The sequence below is a fragment of the Flavobacterium sp. WC2409 genome, assembly GCF_041200085.1.
GTDB lineage: Bacteria > Bacteroidota > Bacteroidia > Flavobacteriales > Flavobacteriaceae > Flavobacterium.
The window spans coordinates 1797120-1813840 of record NZ_CP165625.1 but is presented as its reverse complement, the minus strand read 5'-3'; the positions used below and the strand labels follow the sequence as shown (position 1 = coordinate 1813840).

Below are 16721 nucleotides of genomic sequence, written 5' to 3'. Positions count from 1 at the left end.
TTATGAATGTTGAAAAGTTGAATTTTCAAACGTATTGTTATAAGTCAACTGGTTTTGTTTCTAAACCGCCTATTTTTCCTTTTGCCATTTCTTCAAAAGGGTTTGTATTTCCCCAAGCATCATTCGGATTGTCTCTCAAGTAATGCACATCCGGACCGTGATCTGGTGCAAATATTAATCGGGCACAAGCATATACTTCTAATAGAATTCCAGTGTGAGGCTCCATAATATAGAAGAAAAAGCCTTCGTCTGCTTTATGGCGAGTAGGGGCTCCCCAAACGCTTTTGTATCCTTTTTCAGTAAAATAATCTAAGGCCAAAAGCACTTCTTCGCGACTGTCTAAATTATAACAGATATGATTTGCAATACCTTGTCCAGGTTCTAGATTAGGATCTGAAAACACTGCAATGTCATGAGATAAATTTGCAGTTGTCCATAGCCCACCAATAGGAGGGATGTGGTCTTCGATTCTGATTTCATCTGGATTTTTAAGTCCCATACCTTGCCAGAATTCCTTTTCCTTCGCATATTGATTTTTAGCAACTAGATAAGTAAAGTGGTCAATACGTCGCACATTGGCACCGATTCTTCTATTACTGGAATACCTGTCAGCATAGATACTTGCTTTTTCTCCTGTTTCTCTAAGCCAATTTACATCCCAGAAAACTTCATGTTTATGACCATCAGGTGATTGAAATTTAAAGGCTTTTCCACGACCTAAGTCAGCCTCTATCCATCCTTTTCCAGCCCCAACTTTATCAAGGTAATTGACACATTCATCAAGTGCATCTTGGCTGTCCGCTCTCCAACCAACTGCCCCTAATCCTTTAGTATCGGATTGTGTGATTTTTAATGTGTGAAAGAAATAATCACCCCAAGCTCTTAAATATACCGAATTATCATCTTTACCGGTTTGATCCATTCCAACGATATCCGTATAAAATCGTACCGTTTCGTCAAGATTTGTACTTAATAATTCAATATAGGCTAATTGTGAAAAAAAGTGTGGATTCTTTGCCATTTGTATTTTTATTTATAGTTTTTTTTACATTATATCTAATAACAAAAGTAGAACGATTCGTTATTATAAGTGAATCAATAATATTCTATTGCTATTCAAAATCAATTCAATTTAATTTTTAATGTAGTGATAAGGCATGTTTAGTATTCTTTTTATGCAAATGTGCCTCCATCTACTGCCATGGCGTGGCCTGTAATAAAAGTAGATTGATCTGAGCACATCCATAAAGCTACATCAGCAACTTCTTGTGGTTGTCCCATTCTTTTCATTCTTTGTAAGTTGATTGCTTTTTCCAGTGCTTCTGGGTTGTAGGCCAGTTTTCTTCTGCCTTCCATAATCATAGGTGTTTCAATGGCAGTGGGGCAAATCGCATTGATGCGAATGTTTTTGGTAGCATTTTCTATAGCGGCACTTTTTACAATTCCGATTACTCCATGTTTTGATGCAGAATACGGGACATTATCAGGTTGTCCCACCAATCCAGCAGCCGAGGATACACATACAATGTTTCCACCACCTTGTTTTAGCATTTCAATTAATTGGTATTTCACACAATACCAAGTTCCTGTTAGGTTGATGTTTATTTGTTGCAACCAAGCCTCTTCGGGATATTCATGTGTTGGTAACGACAGTGTTCCAGCTATTCCAGCTGAATTTACAGCACAATCCAATCGGCCGTATGTAGCAACTGTTTGTTGTACTAAGTTTTCAACTTCCATTCTATTAGAGATGTCGCACTTTACAAATAGTGCGTCATGTCCTAAGTCAATAATTTCCTGTACTACAAGTGCTCCTGCTTGTTCATTTACATCCGATACGACTACTTTGCCTCCTTCTTTAGCAAAAGAAATAGCGGTTGCTTTTCCTATTCCTGATGAGGCACCAGTAACTAAGCATACTTTGTTTTCAAATCTTTTCATAATTATTTATTTTTTAAAAAGCTCAATTCAATTCCGCTACCAATTGGTAACAATACAGTGTCAAAAGCTTGGGTTTCTAGTATTCTATTTTTATAAAGGGTTGTTTCTTGTAAGGAATGTGGCGGGAATACCATATTATCACTAAGTACCCATGCTTCTGGATTTAGTTTTGGATAAAACAAATCAAAACAAGGCAAGTATAATTCTTTCCATATATCCACTAATACAAAATCAAATTTTTCAGTTGCGTTTGCAATATTTTCGAGTGCATCTCCTATCCGCCATTCTACAAAATCTGAAAGTCCAGCTTCCTCAATTTTTTGTTTTGCATAAGCTGCCTTTTCAATATTATTTTCTAAAGTAATAACGCGTCCACCATTTGCTCGGGCTGCTTCGGCAAGCCAAATAGTAGAGTAACCATAAGATGTGCCTAATTCTAAAATGATTTTTGAATGTGCTGATTTAATCAGAGTATTAATGAAAATGGCAGTTTCTAAACCAACAGACAATAAAAACTCATCACGACGTTTCATCCCTTCTGCTACAGGAAGTGATTTCATGAGAATAGATTCTGTTTCAATTCGCTGATGATATGTTTTTAAAACAGTATCAATTTTAGTATCAAATGATATCATTGTAATAATTATTTATTATAAAAGAGTTAATTTCCATCACTGATAGTTGTTCCTCCATCAATGATTATATTTTGACCTGTCATATATCCCCCAGCTTTTGATGCTAGTAAAAGGGCCATCCCAGCAACTTCTTCCACTTTTCCAATTCTACGTAAAGGAGTTAGTGCAATTCGTTTATTCATGAGTTCGGGATTTTCTGTCAATGGTTTTGCAAATTCCGTATCAATAACACCTGGCGAAATCGCATTAACTCGAATATTATCGGGTCCAAATTCTACAGCAAGGTTGCGTGCTAATTGTGCTAGCCCCGCTTTTGAAATACCATATAATCCCAAGTTTTTATTGCCTCTTACACTGGATAAACTCGCCAGGAAAATAATAGCACCTTCTTTTTTGGATTGCATAATTGGAACTACTTTTTGAGTTAAGTAAATGGCATTTTCTAAATTAATTTGCATTGTTTTCGCAAAATCCTCCGACTTTATATCTAAAAATGAACCTGGAATAGCTATCCCAACACAATTCACTAAAATGTCAATTGGACCTACTTTTTCTTCTGATTCAAATACTAGTTTATCTATTGCTTCTTTTTTTGAAACATCACAAGTAATTGTAAGTGCGTTTATTCCTTTATTTTCAAATTCTATTAGAGTTGCATTACATCCTTTTTCGTCATTACTGGAAATAATTACTGTAGCTCCGTGAAGCCCTATAATTTCAGCAATTGCTTTGCCCATTCCGCTAGTTGAGCCAGTTATTAAAGCGATTTTACCCCTTAAATCGAATAGATTATTCATATTGTTTTTTGTTTTAAAACGTATTGCATATTAAAACTAATGCTACTTAATAAAATCATTGTGATTACCATAGGAACTGCGCTGCCATTTTGAAAATAGCTGAGTATTCCTGTGACTAGGGCACTCATAGCCATTTGTGTCACCCCCATTATAGCATTGGCACTACCTATGTTTTCTGTAAATGGACGAATGGTTATGGCCATACTGTTGGGAGAAATCAGCGCTAGAAACAACATGAAAAAACACATTCCTACTAGAAGATTAACGACTGTTAAGGAGTAAATAGCGGTATATAATAAATAACAACAAACTATTAATTGCATTCCTACTGCCCAAAAGGCGATGTCATAACTGCTAAATCTGCGCAATAAAAGTCTGTTAAATTGACTGCCTACTATCATGCAGCTGGCTGTGCTGGCGAAGATCCATCCAAATTGCTGCTTGCTAATTCCCAATATTCCAATAAACAATAAGGAAGAACTTGAAATCCAACTAAACAATACTGCTGAAGCCAAAGCTGTAATGAAAGCGTATCCCATATAGCCTTTTGTTAGAATTACTTTTTTATAATTTCCTACTATCGCTTTTGGTTTTAAGGAATAGTTGGCATTCGCTTTTGTTACATGAGGGAGAAAAAAATAAAGTGCTATTAATAAAATCAACGACATTACGGACAAAAAGATAAAAATACCTCTCCAATCAGAAAAGAGAAGAATAAAACTTCCTAAAGTTGGAGCAATAATAGGTGCAATTCCCATAATTAGGGAAAGTGTAGAAAAGGTCGAAGCAATTTTTTCAACAGGAAATACATCTCGCACCATCGCTCTACTTCCTACTGAACAAACACTAATACTAATGGCTTGAAAAAAACGAAAAACACATAGAAGGATTATATTTCCAGCTACCGCACATCCTAAAGAAGTCAGAAAAAATAGAGCTAATGCAATTAACATCGGATTTTTGCGTCCAAACCGATCCAATAATGGCCCATTAAAAAATTGACCAACGCAAGCTCCAGCAAAAAAAGCACTCATAGAAAGAGTAATCATTCCCATATTAGTTCCTAAATTTTCGGCCATTGCAGGAAATGCAGGTAAATATAAATCGGTTGAAAAAGGCATTAACCCATTCAAACAACCTAATAGAATAATTAAGGATTTTATGCTAATTTCTTTCGTTTTTGTCATCTAATCTTATTTCCAATGAATCATTATTAGTTCCATTTATTACTCAATAAGCACTCCATTTGACAATTTCATAATTGCAAAATGTGGCCTATTGTGCTGAATTTTAATGCTGCATGTATTTAGGAAGCGGTATTCCGTTTATTTCAAATGGTTTTGCCTCAATGAGTATAAAAATAATTCTGCAAACTTCAGTTTCACTTGGATTTTTCCATTTGTGAACCGTACCGCGTTGAATAATAATTTCTCCAGCACTAATTCTCTTTGAAACATTGTTTTCTAATTCCAATTCGATTTCCCCGCTAACTATTATTCCATAATCGATGCTGTCCGTTCGGTGTAGTGGAGAAGAAGCTCCCGGCAACATATCAACAATACGAATCACCGATCCTCCTGTTAGCGTTGTGCCGGCATCTCTTTTGGCACCATCCGTTTCGTCATTACAATCTGCTGGAACGGTTGCTGTGGTCCATAATGTAGACATCGCTGCATCTCCAGATGGGATAATCACGGTTTCAAATTCTTCGTCGGAAGTAAATACTGCAGTACCTTCGTGAGTATGACCGGTTACAATTCTTCTTATTGGTAAATTCATTTTGCTTCTTATTTTAATCTTTTTTATTTTCTATTGGAGTTGATTTAAGCTTTTTCATAAAATCACTGAATGCTGGTCTAAAATCACTAAAAAGTGCATTGTCTCTGTTTTTTAACATCACTTCACTAAACATTTTTAGTCCAATTGCAAATTCAGTTGCTTGATTTTCGGTTTGGAAAAGATTTCTATTTTTCATTCGTTCAGCAATTATGAAAATATTATCATGATTGTCAAATTCCAATTCTATCGGTGGATAGATTGTGTCATCAACTCTAGTTGTTGACAACAGTTCGAGTTTTAATTTGTATTTATTGGTTCGTTTTTCCATTTTTTTGTTTTGTGTAAATTATTAAATATAAACTAGTAACTAATTCCATCACCATAATGAAATAGTGCATATCCTTTGGGTTTCAAATATCCTGGAACATCCGATTGGTTTTCTAAAACAGCTTTCATTGAAATAGGTGTTGTAAATGGCATTTTTCCAGTTGGATTAAATTTTCCATTTATTACGGCTAGTAGTGCTTCTGGTGTTGTTCCAAAAGTGGCGAGGACAGTTGTTAGTTTTCCATTGTCTATTTCATCAATTACCCATGGACTGGTATAATTTATAACAACGATAGTGGGTTTGCTTTGTGTAATATCATTGACATGAGCAATATCAATTCTATTTTTTGACAATCTCAAATCTATTGGACTACCATTCGCAGCAAACAAACCTCCTGAATTAGGGATTAGCCAAAGTAAAACCACATCAGCTGCTTCTTTTGAATCGACAAATTCCATATTTAGATACTTGTTGTTTGGTTTGTTAACAGTAATCGGGCTATTCGACTTTCCATTATCATAATAAGTCTCAAAATATACTTTTGTTTTTTTTGTAATGGGTAAAAGTTGGGAATCATTTCGAAGTAAGACAATGGATTTTCTCTGTGCTAAATCAGCTTTCTTTTGAAATTCTGTATTGCCTACTATTTTAATGGCTTCCTCAGTATTTACATAAGGATTTTCAAATAAGCCTAATTCAAATTTCTCTCTTAATAATCGCGTAACCGATTCGTTGATTCTTTCTTCAGTAACAAGTCCTTTTTTTACAGTTTCCAATAGTACAGCAGGATCAGCATTACCTGAAAATAAATCAACACCACATAAAATTGCTTTTTGATAGCGTTCTAAAATACTTTTGTTTTCTACACCCCAAGGCATCATTTCAATGGGACCAGTATCTGAATTAATAATTCCTTTGAAGCCCATTTTTTCTCTTAGTAAATCATGAATTATCGCTTTATTATATGAAAAAGCAACTTCTTCATACGGTGTACCGATAGGTTTTGCATAATAAGGCATAATGGAAGAAGTTCCTGCTTCAATAGCCGATTTGAATGGTTTTAGATGATATTCAAGCATTCCACCAGGATAATGCTGGTCTTTTCCCCATTCAAAATGAGGGTCTTGTCCATCAACTTGTGGCCCTCCACCGGGAAAGTGTTTGGTTGTCATTGCCACTGAATTTTTATTCAATTGCTTACCTTGAAATCCCAATACAATTTCACGAATCATATCGGCACCTAAATCAGCATTTTCACCAAAAGTTCCTTCAATGCGTTGCCAGCGTGGTTCGGTTGCTAAATCGGCCATGTACATATAGCCTTTTCTTAAACCAACAGCACGCCATTCTTTGGCAGCTATTTCTGCAAACTCATGAGTCAATTTTAAATCTCGCATGGCAGCAAGCCCTAATTCACTAGGCCATTTAGAGAAAACAGTGGCACCAACACTTAAACCAATTGCATCATCTACTGTAATGTGATTTCTAGGGTTTGAAGCTATAATCGAAGGGATTCCTAATCGGGAACTTTCAGATAACGCTTGTAAATTATTGGACCAGTCGGCCATGATTTTTGAACTCGTATTGGCTCTTACAATAAAATGACGTAAATTATAGGTCAATATACCTTTTGTCGTTCCTGCAGCAGTCATGATAGGATCCTGTAAAGGTTTGTGAGTAAACATATTTGCATTATCAATTAAATCTTCTTCGTTAAAACCGCTTGTGATTTCAGATTTTGGCGCATTTCGTTGAAAAGAATAGTCACCCGCAAGACGAGTAGTACTGATAATCATAAAACCTATTTTTTCCTCAATTGTCATTTTAGAAATAAGGTCTTTTATTCGAATATCATTAGAAAGTCTCCAATCTTCGTATTGATCCAGCTGATGGTTTTTGTTTAAATCTTTGAATTGTAGTCCATCAATTTTAAAAATAGGGACAGACCGAAAACCCAATTCAGGTTGAATGGTGCTTTTTACTGTTTTGGTAGAATTACAGGACCAAATGGACAGTATAATTATAACGACAAACCAGAAATATTTTTTCATTTTTTATGTTTAATTTAAATTTTACTTATTTTAATACCCTATCTTTTTTCAACCCAAACTCTTTTGTTTGGTTGATATCCAATGAAGAAGCGCCTATTTTAATTGTATATTTTCCTGCTTCGGCTATCCAAGACGAAAGAGTTGGGTCATAAGAAGCTAGTTCACTTTGAGTAAGCGTAAAACTGATGGTTTGTGATTCGTTGGGTTGTAATAGCTTTGTTTTAGCAAAGCCTTTCAACTCTTCAGCTGGTTTTTTTAATTTTCCGGTTGGAGCGGTTAGGTACAATTGAACCACTTCTTTTCCAGCTACTTTTCCCGTATTTTTAATGCTAATGGTTGCAGTGATTTTATCTTTAAAATCAGTTGAATTCAGTTTAATATCGCCATAAGCAAATTGGGTGTAACTCAAACCAAAACCAAATTCATAAGCAGTTTTTACCTTTTTAGTGTTGAAATAACGGTAACCCACATAAATATCATCATCGTATGTTATTTCAGCTGGATAGGTCGGCATTACAGGATCTAAAATTTCACCTTCCTTTAACGGAAATTGTTTTCCAGGGAAATTTTGTGATGATGGCACGTCAAGATAAGCAATAGGAAATGTAGCTGTTAATTTTCCAGACGGATTTACCTTTCCCGAAAGGATATCAGCAATGGCATTACCACCTTCCATTCCTGGTTGCCAAGCCATCAAAATAGCATCGGTTAAATGGCTCCAACTCTCCATTTCAATAACACCACCAGCATTGATTACGACAATAACTTTCTTGTTTTGAGCATGAAATGATTCTGAAAGTGTTTGAAGTGTTTGCTTTTCAGTATCCGTTAAATTGAAATCATCTGCAACTTTGCGATCTTTTGATTCACCGGACAATCTACTAATTGTGATAATAGCCACATCAGATTTAGCTACAGCTGCTGTAATCATCTCGGTTTTAACAGGCATTTCTTTAATAGTAAAAGGATTAAAAACATCCATAAAGGAAGGAACTGGCCTTTTAGTATTTTCATACTTTACGTAATCTTCATAAATAGATTTAGTGTTTTGTTGCAGTTTGAATCCTGAATTAACTAAGCCTTCATCAAGAGAGATAGTGTATTTTTTTACCACATCACCACTTCCTGTTCCACCAGCAATAATGTCATAAGAAGCATTGCCAAATAAGGCAATAGTACTGGATTTTGGTAATGGTAGCGCCTTATCATTTTTTAATAAAACCATTCCTTCGGATGCTATTGTTCTAGAAACAGCTGCATTTGCTGTTAAATCCGGTTTGTTTGAATAGTTGTATTTATTGAAAGTTATGCTTTTGACAATAAGATTTAAAACGCGTTCTACACTTGCATCTAAATCTGTCATTGAGAGTGAACCCTTTTTTGCTGCATTGAAGATAGTTTGTGTTTGATCGGGTCTTCCTGGCATTTGTAAATCATTTCCAGCGCTTAATGAAAGAGCAGCGTTTTGTCCTGCAAACCAATCACTCATCACTAAACCTCTAAAACCCCATTCTTTCCGTAAAATGTTAGTTATTAAATCTTTGCTTTCAGAAGTGTAAATTCCATTGATAAGATTATACGAAGTCATCAATGTCCAAGGATTTGATTTTTTGACCGCTATTTCAAAACCTTTTAGATAGATTTCTCTTAAGGCACGTTCGCTTACAATCGTATTCAATTTCATTCTATTGGTTTCTGTATTATTAGCTGCAAAATGTTTTACTGAAACTCCAATACCCTGTTTTTGAATGCCATTCGTTACCGCTGCAGCAATAGTGCCTGAAAGAAAAGGATCCTCTGAATAGTACTCAAAATTGCGACCCCCTAAAGGATTTCTTTGGATATTAAAAGCAGGAGTCAATACAATATCTATTCCGTATTCTTTAGCTTCACGACCTAATATTTCACCCGCTTTTTGGGTCATAATAGTATCCCAAGTACTGGCTAATAATGTACCAATTGGAATCGCTGTAGCATATTTTGGTTTTGCATTGGTTAAATCCAAAAAATGAATACCCGCCGGTCCATCTGATAGGGTAATGCTAGGAATTCCTAATCGGGTTACAGCATGGGTTCTACCAGAAGTTCCAGGGATTTTTGGTGCTATTTTATCATCTTCGGGGTCATTAGGTGGTAATAAACCTGCTGGAGCTCCCGGAATATACATTCCCATACCTACCACTAATTTGACTTTTTCTTCAAGAGTCAAAGCTTTGATAACTTGCTTTACGTTGCTTTTGTTCAATTGAAGTGTCGATTTTTCTTGTGCCGAAACCATCAAGTTAAAGCAAGCAAAACCTATTATAAGAAGTGATTTTTTCATGATGGTTTTTTAAGAGGATAGACTTCAACCGAATGCTATTTCTGCACTAATTCAATTTTTTATTTTAAAGCTATTTATTGGCTTTAATTATTTTTTGATATTCAAAATAACTTTGTTTAGGAATGCGTTCTTGGGTTTCAAAATCAACATAAATCAATCCAAAACGTTTGGTGTAACCAAAAACCCATTCGAAATTATCCCAACCACTCCAAGGAAAATACCCAATTAGGTTCACACCATCAGTTTTGGCTTTTAGTGCTGCTACAACATGACGTTGAATAAAGTCAGCACGAAGCGGGTCTTTTACAATAGGCTTCACTTTTATATCTTCCCCTTCAAAACCAGCACCGTTTTCAGTAATCATCATTTTTGGACTGCCATAATCATTTTTTATTCGTGTTAATAAATGATATAATTCATCTGGTCGTACGGGACCATTGTGCGATTTTACTTTATCAGTGTTATTGTCCATCCAAGTACTGGCAAAAGGCGCTTTTTCATCATAACTAACTAGTGCAGGGGCATAGTAATTAATCCCTAAAAAATCAGGTTTAGTTTCCGCTAGTATTTTCATTTCAGATCCTGAAGGTTGAAAGGAAGGATCGTATTTTTGGACTGAATCAACAACTTGTTGGGGATAGGTCCCTTTAAATAAGCCGTCCAAAAAGAACTTGTTTAAAAGTTTATCTTCAAATTCACTTGCTTTTATGTCTTTAGGGTTATTTGAATCTAAAGGCAAACAAGGCGATAGATTTAAAGTCATTCCAATTTGACCTTTTAAATTCATTTCATGAAACATTTTGATAGCTGCTGCGTTTGCCAATAATTGACGATGTGCTTTTTGAATTCCTTTAGCAAAACGAACGGTATTTGGTTCTTTGCTTTGCTCCATATTGATTAGGTATTCAGCAACCATGAATTCAATATAAGGTTCATTGAAAGTGATGAAATACTTTACTTTTTTACCATAACGTTTCAAAACAACTTCGGCATAATTTTTATACCAATTAATCATTTCTGGATTTCCCCATCCTCCTTTTTGTACTAAAGCCATTGGGTAATCAAAATGATAAAGCGTAACAACAGGTTCGATCCCTGCGGCTTTTAAATCATCGATGAGGAGGTCATAATGTGCCAAGCCTTTTTCATTAACCGCACCAATACCATCCGGAATAATGCGGCTCCAGTCTAATGAAAAACGATAGGAATTCACCCCTAATTCTTTCATCAATTGAATATCTTTCAAATATTGGGTTCTATCATACATATTGATAGCCACATTTCCTGTTTGTTTTTGACCGATTAAGAACTGAGTTACACCAACTTTATTGGTTAGGAAATCCCATTTTGATTCTCCTTTTCCATCCGCTCGATACCCACCTTCTACTTGATAAGCAGCCGAAGCTATTCCCCATAAAAAAGGGTTTTTATTTTGTGCTTTTACACCAATTCCCGAAAGAAGAATTATGCTTAAGTTTATAATAATTTTTTTCATGATAATTTTTATAATAGTTCAATAATCTCAATTAAATTTCCAGTATTGTCCCTAATGAATCCCATCATAGCATCTTTGGGAGGGCTCAATAGTGGTCCCATGACGACATCAACACCCGTGTTCTTAAAGCGTTCGAATAATGCTATTAAACCAGATTCAACTTCATAACAAATATGTTTGGTTCCTTGTTGTCGCATGTCAGTAAGCGGATGTTTTCGTGTTTCTGGAATGGCTTCGGTTTCATAATGTTCAAATAATTCGAGTTTAAAATTCCCATGTTGCAGAAATACTATTTTGGTTTTTATCTCAGGAAAATCTTTTTCCCAACAAAACTCAAAATCTAAAGTTTGTTGATACCAATCGATTGCGTCTTGCATATTGGCAATACTGATTCCTACATGGTGTGCTTTTAGATAGGTTGTACTCATTTTATTCGAACTCATTTTTGTTTATTGACTCGTCAGATTTTGCTAAATAAGAATGAAATAATCCTTTTGGATCTCTTACAGCTCTAATTGCTTGCAGTTTTGCGAAATTTTCATCCGAAATAAATCTTCTTTGATGTTTTGTAAAATCAGAATCTCCAAGATATTGTCCTTCGGTTACTTTTTCTATTCGATTTATTTGTTCGTTGAGCCAAGTTTTACATTTTACATCTTCGTCTTCGGTTTCCCAAAGCGTATATATAGCTAAATAAATATCAGTTTGAAGCGAAAATGCCATATCTGGCAATTCACGTAAGGGTGCCATGCTGAACCAAAGTGTAAATGTTTTATCGTTTGGTAATTTGATAAAACTATCTTTAATTACTGGCACTACTTCATCAGGAGTCCCTTTTAGCCACGCATTACTGACCGCCCATCGATGTCCTTCGGGATTGTTTTTAACTTGTACCTCATACTCAGCTGCCAAGGTGGTAGGTTGAGCGGTTTTATGAACTATAGCTTTGGTGATAAAAGGACATTCTTCAAAAGGAGCAAGTGCTTTTTGGGCCGCTTCAGCTGTGTCTTCAAATGCCATTGCATGAACGACGATTCCTGTTCCAAAATCAAATGTTTGACCAACTGCTACGATTTCAACGGTGTTTGCAACTGTAGTGTGCATCGTTTGTAACCAATGTAAAACTCCTTCACAAACGTCAGCTGGATATACATAGGTACTGGCAGTTATTGCTTTTGGAAGTGGGCGAGTTTTTAGATGGAAGCAGGTAACAACGCCGAAAAATCCTGGACCAGCACCTCGAGCAGCCCAAAAAAGATCCGGGTTTTGGTTGAGATCCGCTTTCACTAATTCACCACTGGCAGTTACCACATCAATCGATTCAATTTGCTCTGCCGCCCAACCCCAACCACGGGCATTCCAACCTTGTCCACCTTGTAATAAAAAGCCACCAATGCCGACAGTAGGGCAATGGCCTCCTCCAAAAAACAGGTCGTTATCTTTTAAAAAAGGAGCTAATTCTTGTCCGCCTTTAGTTGCAGGACCTGCACTTACAATACCAGTTGTTTTATTTAAGGATATTTTATTTAAATGTTTTAAATCCAATAAAATCCCTTCATCCCGCACGCTCCAAACAGCCCAACTATGGCCACCTGAACGAGTAGCTATTTTATATGATTTTTCATTAGCTAGTTTTACAACTTCCACAACATCATTAGCATCTTCTGGAAAAAAAATAGCAACAGGAAATCGATTTGGACGTAGGTGATTGAAAACCCTTCCCACTCGCGCTTCTTCATAACCAGCATTTCCTTTATAATATATTTTACCTTTGAAATTCATTTGCTTTAAAATCTGTATTAATAAGTATAGTAATCGTTTCTACCATTTTGATGCGCCACCATCAATAGGAAAATCAGCTCCTGTTACCCAACTAGATTCATCTGATGCTAAATATAATGCGGCGTAAGCAATATCGTCAGGTGTACCAATTCTACCAATCATGTGTTTGTCATTTAGGAAAGGTCTAATCTCAGGATCGTTTACCAAATGAGAAGTGGCTTCTGTGTGAACCAATCCAGGAGAAATTGTATTTACCCGAATATTATGTTGACCACCTTCCATAGCCATTTGAATCGACATGGAATAAACAGCACCTTTTGTAGCGCAATGCACTAATGCAGGCGAGCCTTTTAATGCTTGTCTCGCATTTGCGGAAGCAAAATTGATAATAGAACCTCCATTTATTTTTAAATATTTCCAAGCTTTTTGACAACTCAAAAACACGATATCCAATTCTCCTGCAATACTTCTTTTCCAAGTAGTTTCGTAATCTAAATCTTCAATCCACTCAAAAGCGCAAAAAGCAGCAGCATTTACAACAATATCAATACCTCCAAAAGCTTCGACAGCTTTTTCCATTAATAGCTCGACGTCTTTCTCTTTGGTAAGGTCAGAAGGGTGAAAGCTTTGCATAGACAAACCTTCCTGACGGGCTATTTCAAGTGTAGCTTTGGCAGCAGTGGCGTTAATATCACAGCCAAATACATTTGCTCCTTCTCGGGCAAATAGCAGTGCGCAGCCTTTTCCAATACCCGCTCCAATACCCGTTACTATTGCGGTTTTACCTAAAAGTCTTTGATTGTTTTTTTTTGGTGTCATTGTATATTAGTTTGTAATTGTATTGATTTTTACTTTTGTTTCAATCATCATAAATGAGGCAATTCCAGCTACTAAAGCGGCTAAACCAGCAATGTAAAATGGAACCGAAATACCATATTTATCGGCTAATATACCTGCAACTAATGGCGCAATCATACCACCTACAATTTCTCCAGCTCCACCTAACATTCCTATGGCTTTACCAGTAGAATGCATCGGAATTATTTCAGAAGGAATGGCGGATAAAACAATCGGAAATGTTCCAAAGAAGAAGTAGGCTATAAACATACTTGGAACTTGGAGACCAGAATTTTGCATAAAAAGGATTGCCATTGGATAGAAAACACCAACAAAAGCAAAAAGCATTACAAAGGGTTTACGACCATATTTATCGGATAATGTAGGGACAACAATTCCAGAGATCAGTGATGACAATCCCATAAGTCCCATAATAGCTCCAATTTGCCCTTCGGTAAGGTGTTGGACTTCAATAAAAAATTTTGGTAAAAACGCAATACTACAATTAAGCCAAGTCATCATACAACAACTAATTAAAACGCCTACTCGAATGTTTTTATAAGCCCATAATTCTTTAAAACTTAAACTTTTATCTTCTAATTTTTGTACGTTTTCAACTGTATTTTTTCGTAAAAATTTCCAATTTACAAAAGCTATAATTAAACCAGGGACACCTGCAATTAAAAAAGTAGAACGCCAACCAAATTTTTCTGCTAGTAGTACTAAAACTATTGGAGCTATCATAAAACCAAATAGGGTAGAGCCAAAACTTTGTAAAAATCCCATATTAAATCCAATACGATTTTTTGAAGATTCTTTAGCTATAAAAGATTGGATTAAAGGTAAAGTTGGCCCTTCTGACAGTCCCATTAATAAACGAGTTACGAGCAATACAGTAAAAGTTGTTGCTAACGCTGAGCTAATGGAGGAAAGTGAAAATAAAACTACCGCTCCAACAAACACAGTTTTTTTCTTGTTATGCTTTTCTGCCCATGAAGTTGAAATATATCCTGATATTGCCCAAGTAAGGGATAGCCCAGAAACTAACATTCCAAGTTGGGCATTGTTTAATCCTAAGTCTTTTATTAGAAATGGAGATAGGTAGGTCAATGCCATTCGATCAACAAACACCAATCCAAAGGTGATGCTCATTAATACTAAAAGTTTATTTTCGTAGGTAAAAAGTTTGTTTTTCATAAGTAAAAAAGAGTTTTCAATAAGAAACAAGGATTAGTTAATGCTATTTTTATTTTAAAATATTCATTTTTTAATGAGGAGTAATTTTTAATTCCAGTTTTCCAACAGGTCTTTGTATTTGTTTAAATTATGAACTACTCATTATATTTGTGTTTTTATTAAAGGATATTATATATTATTTTCGAATTGAAAACGGTCAATTTTTACTAATTCTTTCTCATATTCGTTATATGATGTTGGGAAACCTAAAAAATTAGTGGTTTTTGGATCTATAATCTGTAACCATAAAGCATGAACTCCTTCGGGTACTTTTACAGGTACTTTTAAGGTAATCCATTCCTCGTTTTGTTTAGCAGGTACTTCAATTTTGCCTACGTTTATTCCCCAAGAATAATCAAGGTTTAAATTAATTACACAAGGTTTATCACTTGGTGCGACTTTTATAGTTATTGAATTGGCTCCTTCTTTGAAATCTAAATATTTGAATGCTGCCTTATCGTTTGATTGGATATTACCTAAACCTTCATTCTCATTCGAAAAAGTCTTAATGCGAATGTTTCCAATTACTAAACAGGCTCTTGCTGCATCTATTTCTTCAAAAGCATTTAAGGGTGGTGCAGCACCTTGTGAAGTCATTTCGACTTCGGGGATTGTGCCGTCTTCTCTAAAAGTAATAGGTTCAAGGCAGGATTTCCTCATCGAAATACTACCGTTGGTTGCACGGTGATAAAACACATACCATTTGTTTTTAAATGCTACTAATGAACCATGATTGTTCCATACAGCTGGGTCAGAATTATTGTTGTCAATGATAATACCTTGATATTTAAAAGGTCCCATTGGAGAACGACTAGTAGCATATCCTAGACAGGTGGGTCTTCCTGCACGACTTATATCAGAATAAATCAAGTAATACAATTCTTTTCGTTTAACCATATATGCTCCTTCATGGAAATAATGTTCTTTTTGTGTAACAATATTTTCTTTTATAGTCGTAGTATCTATTTCGGTCATGTTGGGTTTTAATTTAGCAATTTTAGCATTAAACTGTCCCCAAATGTAATAGCTTTGTCCATCATCATCTACAAAGACACAAGGATCTATTTGACTAATTTTTTTGGTATAAATAGGATGATTGTTTATAAAAGGTCCTGTTGGAGAGTTAGATTCAGCTACCCATTCAGCTTTTACAAAATCAAACATGCAATAGTAGAGGTAATATTTTCCATTGCGGTATTGCACATCAGGCGCTAAGAGCAGATCATCCATAAAGCTAATTTCTGAACCTTTGGCTTTATTAGAAAAACTAACATCTGATAAATCCCATTTATTTAGGTCAGAAGAAGATAATACGCGATAACTCAAAGAACAATAATACTTTGGGCTTTCGTCTCTAGAGCCGTACACGTACATTTTACCATCCTTCCATACATGTGCAGATGGATCAGCAATGAATGTACCGGGAGGCACAATAGGATTTTGTGAATATCCATTTTGGATGTTAATTATAAATAATAGGAATAGATATTTTTTCATTTTTAAAAAACAGTTTGTAA

Annotated in this window: 15 protein-coding genes; all 15 read right to left on the bottom strand. The window is 35.4% G+C overall.

The features are described from left to right. Window positions 1-37 precede the first annotated feature (37 nt). The 15 genes from AB3G34_RS07755 to AB3G34_RS07685 all read right to left on the bottom strand — a co-directional run bounded on the left by AB3G34_RS07755 (window position 38) and on the right by AB3G34_RS07685 (window position 16701). Window positions 38-1021 (bottom strand): VOC family protein, encoded by a 984-nt coding sequence (locus tag AB3G34_RS07755; protein ID WP_369753991.1) that lies wholly within the window; start codon window positions 1019-1021, stop codon window positions 38-40. 152 nt (window positions 1022-1173) lie between these two features. Next, the gene (locus tag AB3G34_RS07750) at window positions 1174-1941 is read right to left on the bottom strand and encodes an SDR family oxidoreductase (RefSeq protein WP_369753990.1); all 768 of its coding nucleotides are present in this window, start codon (window positions 1939-1941) and stop codon (window positions 1174-1176) included. Window positions 1942-1943: 2 nt separating this feature from the next. After that, window positions 1944-2576 (bottom strand): O-methyltransferase, encoded by a 633-nt coding sequence (locus AB3G34_RS07745; RefSeq protein WP_369753989.1) that lies wholly within the window; start codon window positions 2574-2576, stop codon window positions 1944-1946. A gap of 26 nt (window positions 2577-2602) precedes the next feature. Then, window positions 2603-3373, bottom strand: coding sequence for an SDR family NAD(P)-dependent oxidoreductase (locus tag AB3G34_RS07740; protein WP_369753988.1), 771 nt, complete (start codon window positions 3371-3373; stop codon window positions 2603-2605). Then, on the bottom strand, window positions 3370-4560 hold the full coding sequence (locus AB3G34_RS07735; protein WP_369753987.1) for a multidrug effflux MFS transporter: 1191 nt from the start codon (window positions 4558-4560) through the stop codon (window positions 3370-3372). Before AB3G34_RS07735 ends, AB3G34_RS07740 begins: the two co-directional genes overlap by 4 nt. Window positions 4561-4663: 103 nt before the next feature. Then, the gene (locus AB3G34_RS07730; RefSeq protein WP_369753986.1) at window positions 4664-5152 is read right to left on the bottom strand and encodes a cupin domain-containing protein; all 489 of its coding nucleotides are present in this window, start codon (window positions 5150-5152) and stop codon (window positions 4664-4666) included. 13 nt (window positions 5153-5165) lie between these two features. Then, a complete protein-coding gene (locus AB3G34_RS07725; RefSeq protein ID WP_369753985.1) occupies window positions 5166-5480 on the bottom strand; it encodes a DUF3861 domain-containing protein in 315 nt (104 codons plus the stop codon). A gap of 32 nt (window positions 5481-5512) precedes the next feature. Then, window positions 5513-7531 (bottom strand): glycoside hydrolase family 3 N-terminal domain-containing protein, encoded by a 2019-nt coding sequence (locus AB3G34_RS07720; RefSeq protein ID WP_369753984.1) that lies wholly within the window; start codon window positions 7529-7531, stop codon window positions 5513-5515. A gap of 25 nt (window positions 7532-7556) precedes the next feature. Beyond that, on the bottom strand, window positions 7557-9854 hold the full coding sequence (locus tag AB3G34_RS07715; RefSeq protein ID WP_369753983.1) for a glycoside hydrolase family 3 C-terminal domain-containing protein: 2298 nt from the start codon (window positions 9852-9854) through the stop codon (window positions 7557-7559). 70 nt (window positions 9855-9924) lie between these two features. Further along, window positions 9925-11349 carry a glycoside hydrolase family 1 protein gene (locus AB3G34_RS07710; protein ID WP_369753982.1) on the bottom strand — a complete coding sequence of 475 codons (1425 nt, stop codon included), beginning with the start codon at window positions 11347-11349 and terminating at the stop codon, window positions 9925-9927. 8 nt (window positions 11350-11357) lie between these two features. Beyond that, window positions 11358-11792: a VOC family protein gene (locus AB3G34_RS07705; protein WP_369753981.1), complete on the bottom strand. Its 435-nt coding sequence runs from the start codon at window positions 11790-11792 to the stop codon at window positions 11358-11360. Beyond that, window positions 11779-13131 carry an FAD-binding oxidoreductase gene (locus AB3G34_RS07700; RefSeq protein ID WP_369753980.1) on the bottom strand — a complete coding sequence of 451 codons (1353 nt, stop codon included), beginning with the start codon at window positions 13129-13131 and terminating at the stop codon, window positions 11779-11781. Before AB3G34_RS07700 ends, AB3G34_RS07705 begins: the two co-directional genes overlap by 14 nt. A 39-nt stretch (window positions 13132-13170) precedes the next feature. After that, window positions 13171-13950 carry an SDR family NAD(P)-dependent oxidoreductase gene (locus AB3G34_RS07695; RefSeq protein WP_369753979.1) on the bottom strand — a complete coding sequence of 260 codons (780 nt, stop codon included), beginning with the start codon at window positions 13948-13950 and terminating at the stop codon, window positions 13171-13173. 6 nt (window positions 13951-13956) lie between these two features. Further along, entirely contained in the window at window positions 13957-15165 is a 1209-nt protein-coding gene (locus tag AB3G34_RS07690; protein ID WP_369753978.1) for an MFS transporter, read from the bottom strand. A 168-nt stretch (window positions 15166-15333) separates the two neighbouring features. Beyond that, window positions 15334-16701, bottom strand: a complete 1368-nt coding sequence (locus AB3G34_RS07685) for a family 43 glycosylhydrolase (protein ID WP_369753977.1) — start codon at window positions 16699-16701, stop codon at window positions 15334-15336. Window positions 16702-16721: the final 20 nt, after the last annotated feature.